Source organism: Novosphingobium sp. B1 (assembly GCF_900176395.1).
Lineage (GTDB): Bacteria > Pseudomonadota > Alphaproteobacteria > Sphingomonadales > Sphingomonadaceae > Novosphingobium.
Genome location: NZ_FWXL01000002.1, coordinates 213,961 through 230,849 on the forward strand (window position 1 = coordinate 213,961; position 16,889 = coordinate 230,849).

A 16,889-nucleotide genomic window follows, 5' to 3' on the forward strand; every position below is an offset into this window, starting at 1 on the left:
GCTAGCGGCAGCGGGGGCCCGAGGGGCCCTCCTGCCGTACGCAGGGACGCAGCATCGGCGGCGGCGTGTGGTCGACGAACTGTGCCGGGCGTGAAGGCCACTTGCCCGAAGCGAGGCGCTGTTCGAGATGCGCAATCGCCGCAAGCACCTGTTCGGGCGGCAGGCGGCAATGGCCTGCGCCCTTGTGCCACAGCGGCTGCATCATCGCGCGCGGCGCAGCATCGGCATAGGCGCGCTGCAGCGAGGGCGAGGTCAGTCCGTCACCCACGGCCTGCAGAGAAACAAGCGGCACGCGCGGACGGGCACTGGGCGTGTAGTGGCGCAACATGTAACGCACCGCCGCTCGCTTGGCAGTGATGCGCGGCGTTCTTGCAAGGGTCGCCAGATCACGGTCCAGCCTGAGCCCCGCCTTGTGGTACATGGCCTCGACGAAAGGGCGGCGTCCCGAACGATCCAGTTGCCGGGCATAATCGACGCCCGTGTTCCACGAGAACGCGCCGCCGGCGCGGCCCTCCTGATCGTTGCGCGGCATGAAGGTGCCCATGACCAGCGTTGCGGCAATCTCGTCGACTTGCGCCTCTACATCGTCGGCTGCGGGCTCCGGGCGTTCGGGCCGGGTCCAGCCGGGAATGCCGCCAAGCACGCCGGCCAGCGCGATCCGCGCCCTGCCCTCTTGGGTCTGGAGAGCAGCGTCTATCGCCGCCATGGCCTTGCGGCCATTGGCCATGTCGTCGGCGACGTTGACCAGCGACAGCCCGGAATTGGGCGCGATCAGTGTGGCCGTGGTGAAGGCGCCGTCGAGCCCCATGTTCATCATGCCGACCGCGCCACCGATCGAGGGGCACATCGCCAGCGCGCCGTCAATCACCGGCCTGTCCTGTTCGGCCAGCGCGGTAGAGATCAGGCCGCCCATCGACGAGCCCCAGGCCAGCACGCGTGCGGGCCGTCCCTCTCGCGCGGCGAAGGCTTCGACCGTGGCACGCTGCGCCGGGACAGCCTGTTCGAGCGACCATCCGCCTGCGCCATAGTCTGAAGCAATCAGCGCATAGCCCCTGGCGAGGAGCAGATCGCGATATTGTGCGGGTGCTGGCTCGGCCGGATCGATCCGCGGCGAATAGCCATGGCTCCACAGCAGCAGGCTGCCGTTGAAGTTGGCGGGCACCATTGCCTGCCACTTCGCCCCGCCGGGCAGCACGCCATCGAGAATGCGCGGCTGCGGCGGCGCGTCCTGCGCGCAGAGCGGTGCAGCGAGTAGTGCGAGCGATGCCAGGAGCAGTCGCGACTTCACGCGACAGCGTCCTGCGCCAGCCAGGCGATGATTTCGGCGCGGTCGGCATCGAGCCGGGGCGGCGCGGCGAGAACCGGAGCCGATTGCCCGGCGACCCGATAGCCGGGTCCCGGTATCTGCACGTTCTCTTGCGGCAGGCCGGGGATTTCAACGTCGAGCAAGGCACCTTCACCAGCCAGCGCGCCGGCCTCATCTACCCGGCGCACCATGCCGCAAGGAATGCCGGCGTTGCTGAGCCGCCGCTCCCAGTCCGCGGCATCGCCCGTTGCGAAGACTGCGGAAAGCGCGGCGTGCATTGCGCCGAAGTTGGCGCGGCGGGCATCGGGTGTGGCGAAAGCCTCGTCGCTCAGCCATTCCTCATGCCCGAGTTCGCGGGCCAGCGCTGTGAACTGCGGGGGCTGAACGACACCAAGCGAGATCTGCCGGCCATCGCGCGTGCTGAACAGAGACGCCGTCGGCAGCCCGCTGTAGCCGGTATTGCCCATGCGGCTCATCGGCTTGCCTGTGACCAGGAACGGCGTCAGCGCCGAGGTCATGAAGGCAAGGCTGGCATCGAACATCGATACATCGAGCTTGCTGCCGCCGCCGCCACGCTCCCGTTGCATAAGTGCGCCGAGGATCGCCATGGCTGCGGTCTGCCCGGTCAGCGTATCGACGATGGGGAAGCCCACGCGCACCGGTGGATCGCCCTCGTCGCCGCTGAGCATCATCATGCCGCTGGTAGCCTGCACGATGTTGTCGATGGCGGGCCAATCGCGGTGGGGGCCGTCCTGGCCATAGCCGGAGACCGAGCAGTAGATCAGATCGGGGCGCAGATCGCACGCCGCCTCGTAGCCCAGGCCGAGCCGCGCCATCACGCCGGGGCGGAAGTTTTCGAGCAATACATCAGACCGGGCGATCACGCCCCTGGCAATGGCAAGATCGGCCTCATCCTTGAGATCGAGGGCGATCGACTTCTTGCCGGCATTGGCGGCGATGAAGGCAGGCGACATCCCGTCGTAGCGGCGGTCGGCACCATAGTTGCGGAAGCCGTCGCCGCCCTTCGGCTCGATCTTGATGACCTCGGCCCCCATCATCCGCAGCAGGTGCGAAGCGTATGGCCCGGCCATGACATGGCTGAAGTCGGCAATCCGAATGCCGGAGAGCGGGCCGGTGACAGAAGGCGAATTCATGGCTTCTCCGGAAATTGCTTGCGGACCACGGTCCATTGCTTGTCCTTGCACAGCCCGCAGTCGGGGCCGGTAAACATTGCGCCTGCCCTCGGCTTGCGCTTCAATTGCCAATCGAGCCACGCCGCGCCGATGCGGCCATAATCGCCGCCGTTGGTTAGGCCTAAGGTGCCGCCGTGCCCTATGGGCGAGTTGGCGAAGAACACCGGCACATGGGCGATGCGGGCAACGTCGTCAGTCCCGTTGGGGTAGGCGATATCGTCGGGGCCGCCGAGGATGTAGGCGACGGGCGTGTGCAGCTTGGCGAGGTCGTCCTTGGTTATGCCCACGCCGCTGAGGCCTGAACCGGCGCGCACGTAGACCCCACTGTTGAAGGCGACGACCGCGTCGATGCGCGGATCGGCAGCAGCCTTGAGGGCCTGCAGGCCGCCGCAGGAATGCCCCATGACGGCAATGCGCGAAAGATCGGCATGGCGCGCAAAGTCGCTGCCCCTGACCCACTCGATTGCGCCGAGCAACTGGCTTACCTGCGTTTCATCCGGCGTTGCGCGGGATGGCGGAGCACCGGTTGGTCGCGGGCCGTTGGCCGGAGGGAGCGCGTCAAGCACTGGCCGCTCCTCGCGCGGGGCACCGTTGGCGACGACGAGATAGCCGTGGCTCGCGATTTCCCGCAGGAAGTGGCTGGCCGAGAGGCCGTTGTCGCGGCAGCCGCCGTTACCCCAGAGAACGAGCGGAAGGCTCTGCTTGGGCCAACGGGCGGGACGGTAGATCGTGTAGCCGGGTGCATCGGCACGGCCTTGCGCAATGGCGGGCATGCCGCCAGATCCGGCAGGAGCGCCGATCGCCCAGACGCCTTGTGTTTCGGCGGAGGCTGGCGCCACGTTGAGCGCGATCATGATGGCGAGCGTCGTCAGGAGCTTCATGTACCACTCCCGCATGTGATCTGGTCCCGCCCCTTCACTGCGGCGCGGGCCGAACGGAACGCTGCCTCGCCATCGATGCCGAAAGTTGCAAGCGCGCGCGCGTTGGCCTCGGAATCGCGCAGGTAGGTTGCATCGAAGCGATGCTGATCGCGGGCACTGGCAGGACTGAAGGAAATCTTCGCAGCGACCGCTTCGGCCTTGCCCTTTTCAACCGCCGCGCGGACTTGGCGAGCCAGCGCCGCTTCCCACACGGCAATGCCCTCGGTCAGGATCTGGCGATCGACCTCGGACAATGCGTTCCAGCGCCTCTCGCTCATCGCGCGGGCTGGATAGGCGCCACGCGGCACGGCGATCTGATAGAAGTGCTTCGAGATTTCGGCGAAATGCAGCGACTTGAAGGTGTCTTCGCGTGCAATCACGCCGTCGATCACGCCCTTGGCCATGGCCGAATAGACCTCACCCATCGGCATGTTCACCGGGTCAGCGCCGAGAGAATCCAAGACGCTAAGCAGCTCGGTCGGGGCACGGATGCGCAGGCCTTTCATGTCCGCAAGGTTGCGCACCTGACGGTTGGTCGTGATCAGCCCTGGCAGCGTGCCACCCTGCACGGCGAGGACTTTCAGGCCGGCCAGTTCCTTGGCCACCTGCGGGTTTGCCCGAACGATGCAATCATAGAGCGCCACCTGCGATTCCACGCTGTCTGCGCCCTGATAGAACCCGGTCTGAATGCGTAGCAGGTGGGTGCCACCGCGCACATAGATCGGAGTGATCAGGCCGATATCTGCCACGCCATGGCGCAGTTCCTCCATCGACATGTCCGACGAAAGCAACGCGCCCGACCACACCGGCTTGATGCGGATGCGTCCGTTGGAGCGCTTCTCGATGAAGGCCATCCATTCCTGATCCGCCTTCGAGAACGGATGCCCCGGCGTATAGGGCGATGCGTAGGTCAGTTCAGTGACGTCCGGATCGGCCGGGCGCGCACAGGCAGCCAGGAGCAGGAGCAGAAGGGTGGCGAAAAGCCTCACGCGAGCCCTCGCTTCTGCAGGAACTCGGCTACCATGCCGACCATCCTGTCGTGATCCCAATTGCCGGCATCGACCATGTCGGCGTCGATCATCAGAACCGGCACGCCCGCCTTTTCGAGCGCCTCCGCAGTGATCTTTGTGCCCGATTGCGACAAGCGGTTCTCCGGCGGCAGCAGCACGACGCAGGCATCGATGCCGCAGCGCTCGGCCTCGCTGGTCATCCACCCGTTCATCCATGGCGGCAGGTGCAGCACCTCGTTCATCGAGCAGATGCGGCTGGCGAGCGCCTCCATCGGACGGCCCTGCACTTCGCGGATATACTGCGGCCCGGCAAACGGCATGTACATCGACCAGACGAACACCGCGCCCATGCGCTCTTCCAGCGCTTGGTAGAACCCGGGATCATGCCACACCCCCGCACCGATCCACATCAGGCGGATCTTCTCGTTGGCGGCTGTACCCTCGCCCGCCACGATGCGCTCAATCACCTCGTCACGGAAGCGCTTGGCATGGCCTACCGCCCAGTCCGAGCCGCGATGCCACTGCGGGATCATCGTGTTGGGCATCTGTTCGGCAATCGAGACCGGGCAGGGCCGCGCCTTGCCGATGGCCTGTGCCGCTTCCCAGATATAGCCTTCCTGCTCGTTGATGCGCTCCATCAGGTAATGGAGCTTTGCCTCGTCGAACTTGCGCCCCGTACGGTTCTCGAGCAGCGCGATCAGGTCGCGCATTTCCGAGACGGCGAGCGCGATGCGATCGGCATCGTAGACCTGTTCCCACTGGTCCTTCGAGTGAGCGAACCAGCGCGGATCCTTGTGCTCCCACGCCGGCGCTTCCATCGGGAAGAATTCGCTGTCCAGCGCATCGGCCCATTGCCCGAACACGTGCTGGATGCAATCGCAGGTCATCCGGGCGACGAGTACCGTGGGCTTGGGCAGGCCGCCCCACGGCGCGGTCTTGGGATCGTTGGCCAGCGTGCAGGCAAGGCCGAGCGAGCAGTACTTGCAGCTGTTCTTGGGGTAACCGGCCTGCGCCATCACTTCGAAATAGTGGTTAGAAAGCTGCTTGGCCGAGATGTAGGCAGACCACCACTGGTTCGTGATGATGGGAATGCCCATAACGTGGAATATCTCGTGCGGGGTATCGGCCTGGACGATGGCAAAGGGCTCGCCCTCGTCCACCACGCGGCGCCTGAGGTCTGCGCCGAACTGCTTCTGGTAGGCGCTGGCCGCAGCAGTGCAGGCAAGATCCTTGCGGCTGCGCTGGCCCGACGGTTTCGTGGTGGGTTCGGCGCTCACTGGAAGACTCCTGCCTGTTCGAGTTCGGCGATCCGGGCCTCTGACAGGCCGCACAGATCGCGGGCGATTTCATGGACATGCTCGCCCATGCCGGGCGCGCGGAAGGGGTGGAACTGATCCCGCGAGAATTGCAGCGGCGTGGCGATGTGGCCGAACGGCCCGAGCAGCGGGTGGTCGAGCGTGACCAGTGCGCCGCGCCCGATCAACTGGGCATCGATCTCGATCATGTCCTCGCAATCCTGCACCACCCCGCAGGCGATGCCCTGGGCCTGAAGCTCGGCGGCAATGGCGTGGTCCTGCCGCGCAGCGGTCCATGCGGCGGGATCGCCACCGGTGATCGCCAGCAGCCTGGCGTGGTCAGCCTCGGTGGGGCAGGAGACTGCGACCCAGCGATCCTCACCGGAAGCGGGCAGCACATCCTGCCAGAACACCCGCGCATCGGCATTGCCCCTGCGTTGTGGCCGCTCGCCGCGCTTTGCCTGTGCAAGATAGTCGCGCATCTGCTGGACGCAGATCTCGTACATCGAAGCATCGATATGGCAGCCGCGCCCGGTCTCGCGCCGATACTGCAGCGCGCCTGCAACCCCAGCCGCCATGACGTAGGGCACGATCACGTCACCGAACGGCACCGCGCCGGGAATCACCGGATCGCGATCCGGCCAGCCCGTCAGGTAGGTCCGGCCCGACAGCGCACCGCCGGTGCCATCGACGCCCCATTCCTGCGCCATTGGCCCGGTCTGGCCGAACACGCTGCCCGAAACCATGACGATGCCGGGATTACGGGCGGCAAGGCTGTCGTAGTCAAGCCCCAACTCGGCCATCGTGCCCGGCGAGAAGTTCTCCACCACCACGTCGGCCCAGTCGACAAGCGGATCGATCAGCTCGCGCGCCTCGGGCTTCTTCATGTTTAGCGAAAGGCTGCGCTTGGAGGTGTTGAGGTGCGAAAACCACGGCTTGTCGTCCCAGTTTCCGGGCTTCGAGGCCGAGACCTGAACATCGAGCCGCGCCAGATCGGGCCGGGTGCGTGTCTCGATCTTCACAATTTCGGCGCCGAGGTCACCCAGCGTCTTGGTGGTGATCGACCCGAGCAGCGCCCATGCGAAGTCAAGCACCTTGACGCCCGAAAGCGGTCCGGGGCGGGTGCCGGTGTGGACGGCTGGCGCGGCAACCTGGCCGGTGCCTTCGCGGAATGCGGCGAAGCGTTCGGGCAGACCATCGCTCGTGTCGAAGAACTGTCGCGCGGCAAGGTGGGGGTCCGCCAGAACGTCAGCCGGTTCGTTGGCCACGCAGGCATTTATCCCGCGCCGCAAGCCCTCGGTGGCGATCTCGTGCTTGCTGCGCGAAAGGAAGAAGGCCGCGATCGCAGCCTCCCAGACGGCGCGCGTTTTCGCCGGCAGGGTGGATCGGTTGTATGAAAGCCAGTCGGTCCCGGCCATGGGGTTGGGCATGCCGACCTCATCGATCCAATCGGACAGCGCCTGGTTGGCCGGCGCTCCCAGGCGGCCCGTCATCAGCGAATGGAAGCACCACCCGTCGGCCAGGCGCCAGATCGCGCGCACCGTGGCCTTGCCATAGGCGAGCGCGCCGCCGACCCGCACGAGCTTGCGCTTGTCGAACTGCCACACCAGCACACCATTGAAGTTTCGGCTGAAGGCGACCTGCTGGATCGAGACGTCGACGTGCTGGCCCTTGCCGTGGGTTCCGCGCGCATAGTGCGCCGCGAGCGCGCCTGACGCAGCAACCATGTCCGCATGGAAAGTGCAGGCGTCTCCGGCCTCCTTGACCGGCGGCAAGCCGGGCTCGCCGGTCACGCGCAAGGCCCCGCCCATCGCCGAGGCAACCAGTTCGCCACCCTTCCAAGCCGAGCGTGGCCCGCCCGACCCGAACGGCGTGACCGACACGTGCACCGCCGTTTCGGGAATGCTGACGCCTTCAAGCCCTTCAAGTCCAAGGTCGTCGATCACGAACGACGCACCTTCGACCGACCCGCCCAGTTGCGCGCCGAGTGATGCGAGAAAGCGTGCGAGCGCGCGATCCGCCATGCCGCCAAGTACGGCAACGCGATGTCCGGCAAGCGGCTTCATGCGCACACTCCTGCAAGGAAAGCAGAGATTTCGGCATCGATCCCGTCACGGCAGGACCAGTCGCGGCGGGTGGCGACCAGGACGGGCAGCCCTTGTGCTTCGAGCGCGGCACGCATGGCCGGCAGGTGCCAGACGGTGGTGTCGTCCTCCTCGATCAGCCACAGAATCGCCGCTCCGACACCGACCGCCAGGGCCCGTTCGGCAAGCGTGCCCGAGCGATCAAAGAAACCACGCGTATCAACGCGCCGGGCGTGAAGCTGACGGGCGAGCGCGACAAAGGCATCGCCGCCTTCGTCCACCGGCGGCCCCACATCCTGCCATACTTCGGCAAGCGTGCGACCAACCGCTGCCCAACCTTCGCCCTCAATCATGCGGTGCATGCGGTCATCGGGCAGCGGGCTTCCAGCGATCAGGCAAACGTTCGGCCCAGCAGGACTGGGCGAGGCGATTTGCTGCGCGCAGTTTCCGGCCGCGATCGCTGCGGAGAGCGCTGCTTCATCCACGCCCAGCCGTGCAGCCAGCTTGCGCAAGGCGGCTTCATCGCGGGCAATGCTGCTTTCGCGCGGACCCTTGGCAATATCCAGGATCAGGGGTTCCGGTCCCTTGATCGCGCCTGACCGCTGCAGCTCGCACAGGTAGTAGTACAGGCGCTGCGCACTGTCGTCGGCGCGCGAAAACAACACCGCTTCAAGGTGATCGAGCGCGCCGTCGGCCCAGTCCTGCAGGACCGAACGCGTCCAAGGCGCGAACTTGCTTTCCAGCCAGCGTTCCGCCGCGGGCATGGCGCGATCGACGTTCCACGTCAGCGGTCCGGCATTGCGGCCGGATGCCTCGAGCAGGGCATGCGGCAGGTTGGGTCCGGCATAAGCAAGCATGGTCAATTTCCCAGAGTCATTTTGCCAGCAGTTCTGGCAGCCCCAGCGCCAAGGCGGGGAACAGGATCAGGATAAGGAGATGCAGGAGATCGCTCGCCAGGAACGGCAGCACGCCCTTGAAGATGCGGTTTATGGAAACGTCCTTGGCCACGCCCTGAATCACGAACAGGTTCATGCCCAAGGGCGGATGGACGAAGCCGATTTCCATCGCACGGCACAGGAAGATGCCAAACCAGATGGCCGACATGCCTACGCCCTCCACCACCGGCAGCAGGATCGGCGTTGTCAGCAGCATCAGCGCAAGGCCATCGAGCACCGAACCGAGGAGCAGAAGGATTACGGCGACAAGGATCAGAGTCGGTACCGTACCAAGCCCGAGACCGGTAACCCACGCGCCGATGGCATCGGTCAGGCCTGTTACCGAGACGAAGACCGAGAACACCAGCGCACCGATGATGACCATGAGTATGAGGCCGCTCGTACGCAGCGTTTCCTCGAATGCCTGCATCATCATGGCGCGGTTCAAGCGCTTGCGCCACGCGGCGATGACAAGGGCGCCTGCTGCGCCGATCGAGGCTGCCTCGGACGGGCTGAACCAGCCGAGCGCGATGCCGCCGATGACGAGCGAGATCAGCACGATCATGTCGGCGATCCTGCCGATGGCCTGCCACCGCTCGGCCCACGAGGCGCGCTCGCTGGCAGGGGCGATGTGCGGACGCAGGCGCACGGCGGTCCAGATGACCGCGCAATACAGCAGCGCCTGGGTTAGCCCCGGTACGATTGCGGCGGTGAACAGCTTGCCGATGGACTGTTCGGCAATGATACCGAACACTATCAGCGCGCCCGAGGGCGGGATCATCTGCCCCAGCGTGCCGCCCGCAGCCACGGTGCCAGTGGCAAGAGCATCGGAATAGCCGCGCTTGCGCATTTCAGGCAGCGCGACGAGGCCGATGGTTGCCGCCGTGGCAAGGCTTGAGCCGTTGATTGCGCCAAAGCCTGCGCACCCGCCGACCGAAGCATAGGCCAGCCCGCCGCGCCGATGGCCGACCAGCTTGGCCGCCGCATCGAACAGGTCGCGGCTGGCGTTGGAGGAGAAGAACAGGTGCGCCATGAACATGAACAGCGGCAAGGTGCCGAGTTCGTAGCGGGTCAGCGTATCTACCAGCACCACCCCGCCCTTGATCAGCGCGGGTTCGAGACCAAGCACCAGGCACAGCCCGCCAAGGCCGACCAGCCCCAGCGCCACGCCGATGGGCAGGCCCGAGAGCAGCAGCGCAAACAGGATCAGGACACCGACAATTCCGGTCGCGGGCGTTGCGAACATCACTTGCGCCTCCGCATGGACTGCCCGATCAGCACAACGATTGTCGCCAGCAATGTCAGGTTGGCGAACACGCGCATCCAGCGCCACGATATGTCGAGCAGTTCGCTCTCCTCATGCCCGCTCCACAGATCTCCCATGAGCCACAGCGATCCGGCGAGCAGCCCGGCAAAGAACACCGCCCCAAGCAGCCCGGAAAGCCGCGCCATGACAGCCTTTCCGGCATCGCCCATGCGGTCCACCACCAGATGCACTTTCGCATGCGCCTGCTCTGCCGTCGCTACCAGCAAGGCCAGCGATCCGGCGACGAGCACGAAAAGCTGGACCAGTTCAATCGAGCCGCGCAATGGCAGGCCCACGTGCCGCCCGATCACAGCAACGGTATCGGTCGCGGTTGCGCCAAGCAGTGCGATGCCGCCGATCAGGGTTATGCCCTTGCGCATCATGCTCATACCGTCACCGCGCCGTCAGCGTTGATGGAGATCGGCGGCAGTCCGGCCTTTTCCGTGATGTCTTCGATGTATCGAGCGATCTGCGCTTTCCGCTCGCCCGCGGCCAGCACTGGCCTCCCGGGCGCCAGCACATCGACCGGCGTGATTCCAACCTCGATCCGGCCATCCTCATGAACCGTCAACCGTCCGAGCATGGCGTTGACCGCCTCGGGATGGAACGGTGCCAGCGTGTAGGCCGGGTCCGGTTCGAACCCGAACATAACCTTGCGCCGCTGCGCCCATTCGCGCCGGGCGGGATGGTCCTGTGCCGGGCTGAGAGCGCTGGTGACGACGCAGCCGTTGCCGAGCCCGTGGAATATGGGTTTGCCGCGATGAAACTCGATCCCGCGCACGATATGCGCGTGGTGGCCGATGACGACGTCGGCCCCGGCCTCGATGGCCGCATGGCTGATCGCCCGCTCGTAGGGCGCAAGCCGCGCCGGGGTATGGACTACCCCCTTGTGCAACGCGACCAGCACCAGATCCGCGCTCTTGCGCACGGCGGCGATGTCCTCGCGGAGCACTGCGAGCGCCTGTTCCGTCACGCGGACAAGATCGGCGGCAGGCGCAATCGGCGCACCATCGGCGGTTTCGATCTGCAGATAGGCGCACCCCGCCTGTGCTTCGCTGGCCCAACTGTTTTCCGGCCCGACGCAATTGTAACTGAGCAGGGCAACGCGCCTGCCGCACCGCTCGATCATCGCCGGCTTGCGCGCCTCGGCCAGCGACAGGCCTGCGCCCGCTCCGACGAGACCTGCCCCAGTCATGAGCGTGAGAGTGTCGGCAATCCCTTCCGCGCCGCAGTCGGTGATGTGGTTTCCGGCAAGGCTCAGCATGCGAAACCCCGCCGCAGCGATGGCGGCGATATTCTCGGGCGGAGCACCGGGCGCGGGAACATCACCTTGCAGTTCCTGTCCCCGCGAGGTGTGCGGCACCTCGAGATGGCCCACCGCAAGGTCAGCCGCTTTCAACGCCGGGGCGATGCCCGCCAGCCAATAGGGGGCGTCCGGCTCGTCGAGCACGAGGTCCCCCGCCAGCACTATCGTCATCGCCTTCAGCACTTAGGGCCCTTCACTTGTCAGAACGACTTGCGCAGGCTTACTGCAAACAGCCGTCCGATGGGATCGCTGGCCGTGGCATCATACCCGCCGCTGCCGTTGCCGCTGGGGGCAAGGTTCACGTAGGGCGGATCGGTGTCGAACACGTTGCGCACTTCAAGGCCTAGCGTCATGCCGCGCTCGAAGAAGCCGCTCGCGCGCTGATCGCCGATGCGGAAGGTCAGGTTGAGATCGACGGGCGTGTAGCTCCCCACCTTCTGCCCGCCGACGGTGAGGTTGTTGAAGTACCCGCCGACATGGGTTGCCTGCACACGGGCACTGAATGGGCCGTGATCCCAGGTCACACTGCCGCGCGCCTTGAACTTGAGAGGATTGAAGATGAAGTCGAGCCGGTCGATCAACGGGGCCTTGGGTGTCAGCGCGACGCGGTACTTGGTAAGATACGTGCCCGAGACGTTGAAGGTCAGCGCGTCCTCGGTGCCGAATTCCGCACGCCATGAGCCGAGGAAGTCGATGCCCCGTGTGATCGAGACACCAAGGTTCTGGCTGCGCCCATCGACGAACAGCGTCACGTTCGCCGCGCTGCCGCCGGGGAAGGAGCCGCCGGCAAGCGTCACGCCCTGTGCCAGCAGTTGCTGGACGCGAGTGGCAGCATCGGCGCCCCGCAGGATGATGCCGGTCCCGGCATATTGCGCCTCGGTGCCAAGGATGGCGAGATTGGAAAGGTTCGCCAGCACCTGGTTCTTGTAGTTCACGTCCCAGTAGGTGACGGCAAAGTGCAGGTTCGACGTGGGATCGAAGTCCGCGCCGACTGACCAGGTCGATGCCGTTTCGGGCTTCAGGTCAAGGTTCGGGCCTGACAGGGCATAGCCCTGCAGCGGCGCACCGCCTGCCGGGTTCTGGTAGGACTGGCCGAACAGGTTGTTCGAGTTGCCGTAGATTTCGGGGATCGTCGGCGCACGGAACGAGGTGCCGTAGCTGCCGCGCAGCTTGAGCCCTTCGACCGGCACCCAGTTCACGCCGAATTTGGGATTGGTGGTCCCGCCGACGTCGCTGTACTTGTCGTAACGAACTGCGGCGTTGATCTCGAGCCGCTGGATGCCGGCCGTGGCGTTATCGGGCCCGAAGACCGGGATGAACAACTCGCCATAGACCGAGTCCACCTTGCGGCCGAAGTTGCGGAAGGTAATCGGCACCGTCGGGTTGCCACGGGCAGAGCCCAGCGCGACCTTGAAGTCCTGCCGTTCGTAGCCCGCAGCCAGCTTAACCTCGCCGCCCGGAAGCGCGAACAGACCCCCGTTGACGCGCGCTTCATAGGTGCGCAAGCGGCCATTGGTTGGCGCCAGGAAGATCTGGTTGCCGATGGTTTCGAGCACGCTCTGGCTGGTGCGGCCAAGGCCATAGGGATCGAATGCGGTAGCCGGGTTGCTGCTGGCAAGGGCAGCGTTGAGCGCGGCGTTGTTCACGCCGAAGTACGAGCCCGAGAAGTCGTTGGTCTTGCCATAGCCAAACAGGGCCTCGGCCTCCCAGCCGCCCGGCAGCTTTGCCTTAAGGCCCGGCGTGATCTGCCACGAGCGGGCATAACCGCTCGAATCATTGGTCGGCAGATCGTAGCGGAAATTGTAGTCGAGCGTATAGCTCGTGCCGGTGAAGCCGGCCGGACGCACGAAGAAGGCATTGGTCTGCGGCACCGTCAGGCGCGCGTTCGAGAACGCCGAAGTGCGATAGAACGAGCGCTTCGAATAGAAGCCGTCGTAGAACACGTCGAGCCAGTCGGTCAGTTCATAGCGGCCCGTGCTGTTGACCGAGTCATACTTCTGGCGCGGGATGAGGTCCTGGTTGTCGAGCTCGTCGCACTTGTTGAGCGTGCCTGCGGCAAGCACTCCGGCCGTCGCCTGCGTCACGCCGCCGGCAGGAATAGCATAAGTCGTGCCGTTGGCGTTGATGTTGCCCGGCGTGCAACGAACGATGCGATAGTCGCCGCCGCCAAATGCGCGCTGGTCGCTGGTGAAGAAGCTGCGGTCGTCACCCGACAGGTTGGAGCGTTCGACATGCTCGTAGGCAACCATGATCTGGCCACGTTCGAACACTTTGCCGAGCGCTGCGCCAAGGGTGTATTCATGGAAATCGCCGCGGCTGGAAATACCGGCGCGGGCGAACACCTCGCCGCCATCGAGCGAGCGGCGCGGGATCAGGTTGACGACGCCGGCAACCGCGTCGGACCCGTAGATCGCCGAAGCGCCATCGGCCACCACTTCCACCCGCTCGATGCCGAGCGAGGGAATGACCGAGGGGTCGATCGAGCGGCTGTTGTTGGTTACGCGGTGCCCGTCGACCAGCACCAGTGTGGCATAGGGTCCGATGCCGCGCAGGTTGACCGAGTTGCCATAGGTGATGTTGCCGCTGCCGCCCGATTGCCCGCGCGAGTTTTCCGAAACGCCAAGGTCGAATACCTGCGGGATTTCCTTGATCATGCGGTCGACGGTGACCTGGCTCGAAGTCTCGATCTCCTTGCGGCCAAGCGTCGTGACCGTGGAGCCGACCGGCGCCTCGCCACGCACGCGGCTGCCGGTGACGATGATCTCGGCATTGCTCGCCGTTGCTTCATCGGGCGTTTCCTGTGCTGCTTCCTGCGCCATTGCCGCCCCTGAAAGCGTGATGGCCAGCGCGCAGCAACCCAGCTTCAGCATGGCCCGCGAGGCCCCGATCCTCTTGCCCTTCATAATCCCCTACTCCTTCCCTGAGCCGTCGATGCGGCTTTGCATTTCAACGAAAGTTCAGTTGTTTACCGGCAGATCGAGCCGGGATGCATTGGCGCCGCCGCGATGCACGGTGATGACCGGCGCGGGCGTCACGCGGATGTCCTTGAGATTGCGCTGGCGCGGATCGGCGCCTGCCACCGTCAGCCGCAGCCGCGCGCCTGCGGGCACCACTCGCGATACCGGCGTCATGTCGATGTTGACGCGCACGGCCTGTCCGGGCCGCACCGGCGCAACGTCAGCCTTGATCCCGGAATGCCACGGCAGGCCCATCGTATCGTAAGGGGCCTTGCCTTCCTTGCGGTGGGACAGGGCCAGCCTTCCAAAGGCCACGACTTCCGCCTTCCCGCTCGCATCAACCTGGTCGAGATAGACGAACACGTTGGCATCGGTCTTGTCGGCCGAGACGGACAGCCGCGCCACGGGGAAGCCCACCAACTTCATCGGCGCAGTCAGCGCGGGCGTGGTGTAGGACAGACCATTTGCGTCCATCGGCTGCGCCCAGAACGCGAAGTATTCAGGATCCGGCAAATCGTAGTTCACGGTAAAGCGGTCGGCACCAGCACCTGACGGCACGCTTCCCAGCAGGCCATCGTTAATTGAGCGTGCCGTGCCGCTCCTGCCATTGCCAAGGAACCAGGAAACCGGCTTCGCCCCTTCGCCGGGCAGCAGGCTGGAACGCACGTAGCCGCCCTTCCCGTCCAGACCTTCTAGCCAGTAAGTCGCTCGCGGGGCGGATTCCATGCCATTGGCTGCGCCCTTCAGGGCATGGTCGAAATAGCGGGTGATCTCGCCGGTAAAGTCGAAGCCCGGCGGCGGCACGCAATGGCTGCCGGGCCCGGCGAGGAACTTCGATCCCGGCAAGTTGGCGGCACTGAGCAAGGCTTGCGCGGTCGGCTCGTCCTGCCAGTTGCTCCAGAAATAGGTGGCGATCCCGGCAGCCCTTATGCGGTCGAGGTAGTTGAAGGTCCCGACCTCGTTCCAGAACTGGTTGCCGGTGATGACCGAAACGCTGTCGCGATAGGGCATGCCGTACCACAGCGGGGCCATCGGCGTGTTAGCGGCATGTTCGGCAACGGCGGCCTTCAGCATCGCTCCATTGCCATCGGCATCAACCGGGATGCTCGCCAGATCGACCTCGGCAGGCTCGTCCGGACGCGTGTTGAACTGCGCCGGAATGCCGCCGCGCCGCACGAAAGCGTACTTGTCGAGGTCGGAAGCGCCGATGAACACGGCCTTCAGCGAAGGCGGTGTGGTAGATGTGGTATGGAAAGTGGATCCGCCAAGGTAGGAACAGCCGATCATGCCGACCTTGCCCGACGAAAACGGCTGGCGCGCGAGCCACTCGACCAGATCATAGCCGTCGTAGGCCTCCGTGCGATCCTGAAAGCCCCGGCGATACCCGAAGGACGCGCCCTTGCCGCGAATGTCTGCCGTAGCCACGACGTAACCTGCCCGGATCAGCGAGCGCATGGCCAGCCGGTCATCGAGCGCCAGTTCAACGACCTTGCCGTCCTTGTCGATAAATCGCGCGCGATAGGGCGTGAACGAGAAGATCACCGGCAGGCGCTCGGCCACGGCGGCCTGGCCATTGGCGGGCCGGTAGATATTGACCGCCAGCTTCGTACCATCGCGAACCGGCACGTATATCGACGTGCGCACGACATCGGGGTAGCTTTCCGCAACCGCAGCGACTGGCGTCGCCACGCTGGCCAGCGCCACGATGGCGCCCGTAAGTTCGCGGAATCCCTTCACGATGCTCTCCCGAGCGGATTAATCTGCCGCTCTTGCAGGTCTGTGATCACCCATACCGCAAGCGCTTACAACAGAAAAATAGATGACGATATTGTTGACAATTTTATCAATAACATCGGATAATGTTGTCATGCCCGATCAGGAAACACCGCGTGCGCCAACAGGTCAGGAGATTGCTGACTGGGTCCGTCAGCGCATCCGCACCGGTCGCTTTGTCCCCGGCCAGCGGCTGGTGGAAGTCGACATCATCCGCCAGACCGGGGCGAGCCGGTCAAAGGTGCGCGAAGCGCTCAAGCGCCTTGAAGGCGAAGGTCTTGTCGAGATCGAGGAATTTCGCGGCGCGTCGGTCCGCAGTTCCACGCTTGATGAAGTGCGCCAGATCTATCGCGCGCGCATGGCGCTGGAAGGCATGGCCGCGCACGATTTCACACAGAACGCCGATCCAGCCCTGCTGGCACGGCTGCAGGCGCTGCAGGACCAGCTTGACGCATGCGTGCGCGAACGCGCGCCCGATCGCTTCGGCCGCCTCAACAACGAATGGCATCGCCTCATCGTCGAGGGATCAGGCAACAAGGTGATCGCCGATCACCTTCAGCGCCTCAATGTGCCGATCCACCGCCTGCTGTTCGAAAGCTTCTACGACGAGGAACGCCTTCAAACCGCAAATGCCGACCATCAGGCCATGCTCGCGCTGATCCTTGCCGGCGACGCCGATGGCGCCGAACGCGCCATGCGCCAGCACATCGGCGACGGCTTCGAAACCCTCGCCCGCATCGAGGACGAATTCTACCGCTGATCGCGCATGAACGCGAAAGGCCGGCCCCACGGGGACCGGCCTTC

At 65.2% G+C, this 16,889-nt stretch carries 13 protein-coding genes; 1 reads left to right on the forward strand and 12 read right to left on the reverse strand.

The window, feature by feature from the left end; all coding sequences use genetic code 11:
- Nucleotide 1: 1 nt before the first annotated feature.
- From B9A23_RS04540 to B9A23_RS04595, 12 genes are read right to left on the reverse strand one after another with little or no spacing between them, the layout of a single operon-like run.
- On the reverse strand, nt 2-1,288 hold the full coding sequence (locus B9A23_RS04540; RefSeq protein WP_084277671.1) for an alpha/beta fold hydrolase: 1,287 nt from the start codon (nt 1,286-1,288) through the stop codon (nt 2-4).
- The gene (locus B9A23_RS04545; RefSeq protein WP_084277672.1) at nt 1,285-2,460 is read right to left on the reverse strand and encodes a CaiB/BaiF CoA transferase family protein; all 1,176 of its coding nucleotides are present in this window, start codon (nt 2,458-2,460) and stop codon (nt 1,285-1,287) included. Before B9A23_RS04545 ends, B9A23_RS04540 begins: the two co-directional genes overlap by 4 nt.
- On the reverse strand, nt 2,457-3,380 hold the full coding sequence (locus B9A23_RS04550) for an alpha/beta hydrolase (RefSeq protein WP_084277673.1): 924 nt from the start codon (nt 3,378-3,380) through the stop codon (nt 2,457-2,459). The genes B9A23_RS04545 and B9A23_RS04550 overlap by 4 nt, the downstream gene beginning before the upstream one ends.
- Nucleotides 3,377-4,408, reverse strand: a complete 1,032-nt coding sequence (dctP, locus tag B9A23_RS04555; RefSeq protein WP_084277674.1) for a TRAP transporter substrate-binding protein DctP — start codon at nt 4,406-4,408, stop codon at nt 3,377-3,379. Before dctP ends, B9A23_RS04550 begins: the two co-directional genes overlap by 4 nt.
- A complete protein-coding gene (locus B9A23_RS04560; protein ID WP_084277675.1) occupies nt 4,405-5,706 on the reverse strand; it encodes a 2-hydroxyacyl-CoA dehydratase subunit D in 1,302 nt (433 codons plus the stop codon). The genes dctP and B9A23_RS04560 overlap by 4 nt, the downstream gene beginning before the upstream one ends.
- Nucleotides 5,703-7,790, reverse strand: a complete 2,088-nt coding sequence (locus B9A23_RS04565) for a CaiB/BaiF CoA-transferase family protein (RefSeq protein ID WP_139797323.1) — start codon at nt 7,788-7,790, stop codon at nt 5,703-5,705. The genes B9A23_RS04560 and B9A23_RS04565 overlap by 4 nt, the downstream gene beginning before the upstream one ends.
- Nucleotides 7,787-8,665, reverse strand: a complete 879-nt coding sequence (locus tag B9A23_RS04570) for a hypothetical protein (RefSeq protein WP_254895013.1) — start codon at nt 8,663-8,665, stop codon at nt 7,787-7,789. The genes B9A23_RS04565 and B9A23_RS04570 overlap by 4 nt, the downstream gene beginning before the upstream one ends.
- A gap of 16 nt (nt 8,666-8,681) precedes the next feature.
- Complete coding sequence (locus tag B9A23_RS04575) at nt 8,682-9,989, reverse strand: TRAP transporter large permease (protein WP_254894985.1); 1,308 nt, start codon at nt 9,987-9,989, stop codon at nt 8,682-8,684.
- Nucleotides 9,989-10,438 (reverse strand): TRAP transporter small permease subunit, encoded by a 450-nt coding sequence (locus B9A23_RS04580; protein WP_084277677.1) that lies wholly within the window; start codon nt 10,436-10,438, stop codon nt 9,989-9,991. The genes B9A23_RS04575 and B9A23_RS04580 overlap by 1 nt, the downstream gene beginning before the upstream one ends.
- Complete coding sequence (locus B9A23_RS04585; RefSeq protein ID WP_254894986.1) at nt 10,435-11,538, reverse strand: CapA family protein; 1,104 nt, start codon at nt 11,536-11,538, stop codon at nt 10,435-10,437. Before B9A23_RS04585 ends, B9A23_RS04580 begins: the two co-directional genes overlap by 4 nt.
- Nucleotides 11,539-11,555: 17 nt before the next feature.
- On the reverse strand, nt 11,556-14,258 hold the full coding sequence (locus B9A23_RS04590; RefSeq protein WP_084277678.1) for a TonB-dependent receptor domain-containing protein: 2,703 nt from the start codon (nt 14,256-14,258) through the stop codon (nt 11,556-11,558).
- A 54-nt stretch (nt 14,259-14,312) separates the two neighbouring features.
- On the reverse strand, nt 14,313-16,049 hold the full coding sequence (locus tag B9A23_RS04595; RefSeq protein WP_254894987.1) for a CocE/NonD family hydrolase: 1,737 nt from the start codon (nt 16,047-16,049) through the stop codon (nt 14,313-14,315).
- 130 nt (nt 16,050-16,179) lie between these two features.
- On the opposite strand from B9A23_RS04595, the gene B9A23_RS04600 reads away from it, so the two are divergent.
- Nucleotides 16,180-16,845: a GntR family transcriptional regulator gene (locus tag B9A23_RS04600; RefSeq protein WP_084277680.1), complete on the forward strand. Its 666-nt coding sequence runs from the start codon at nt 16,180-16,182 to the stop codon at nt 16,843-16,845.
- Nucleotides 16,846-16,889: the final 44 nt, after the last annotated feature.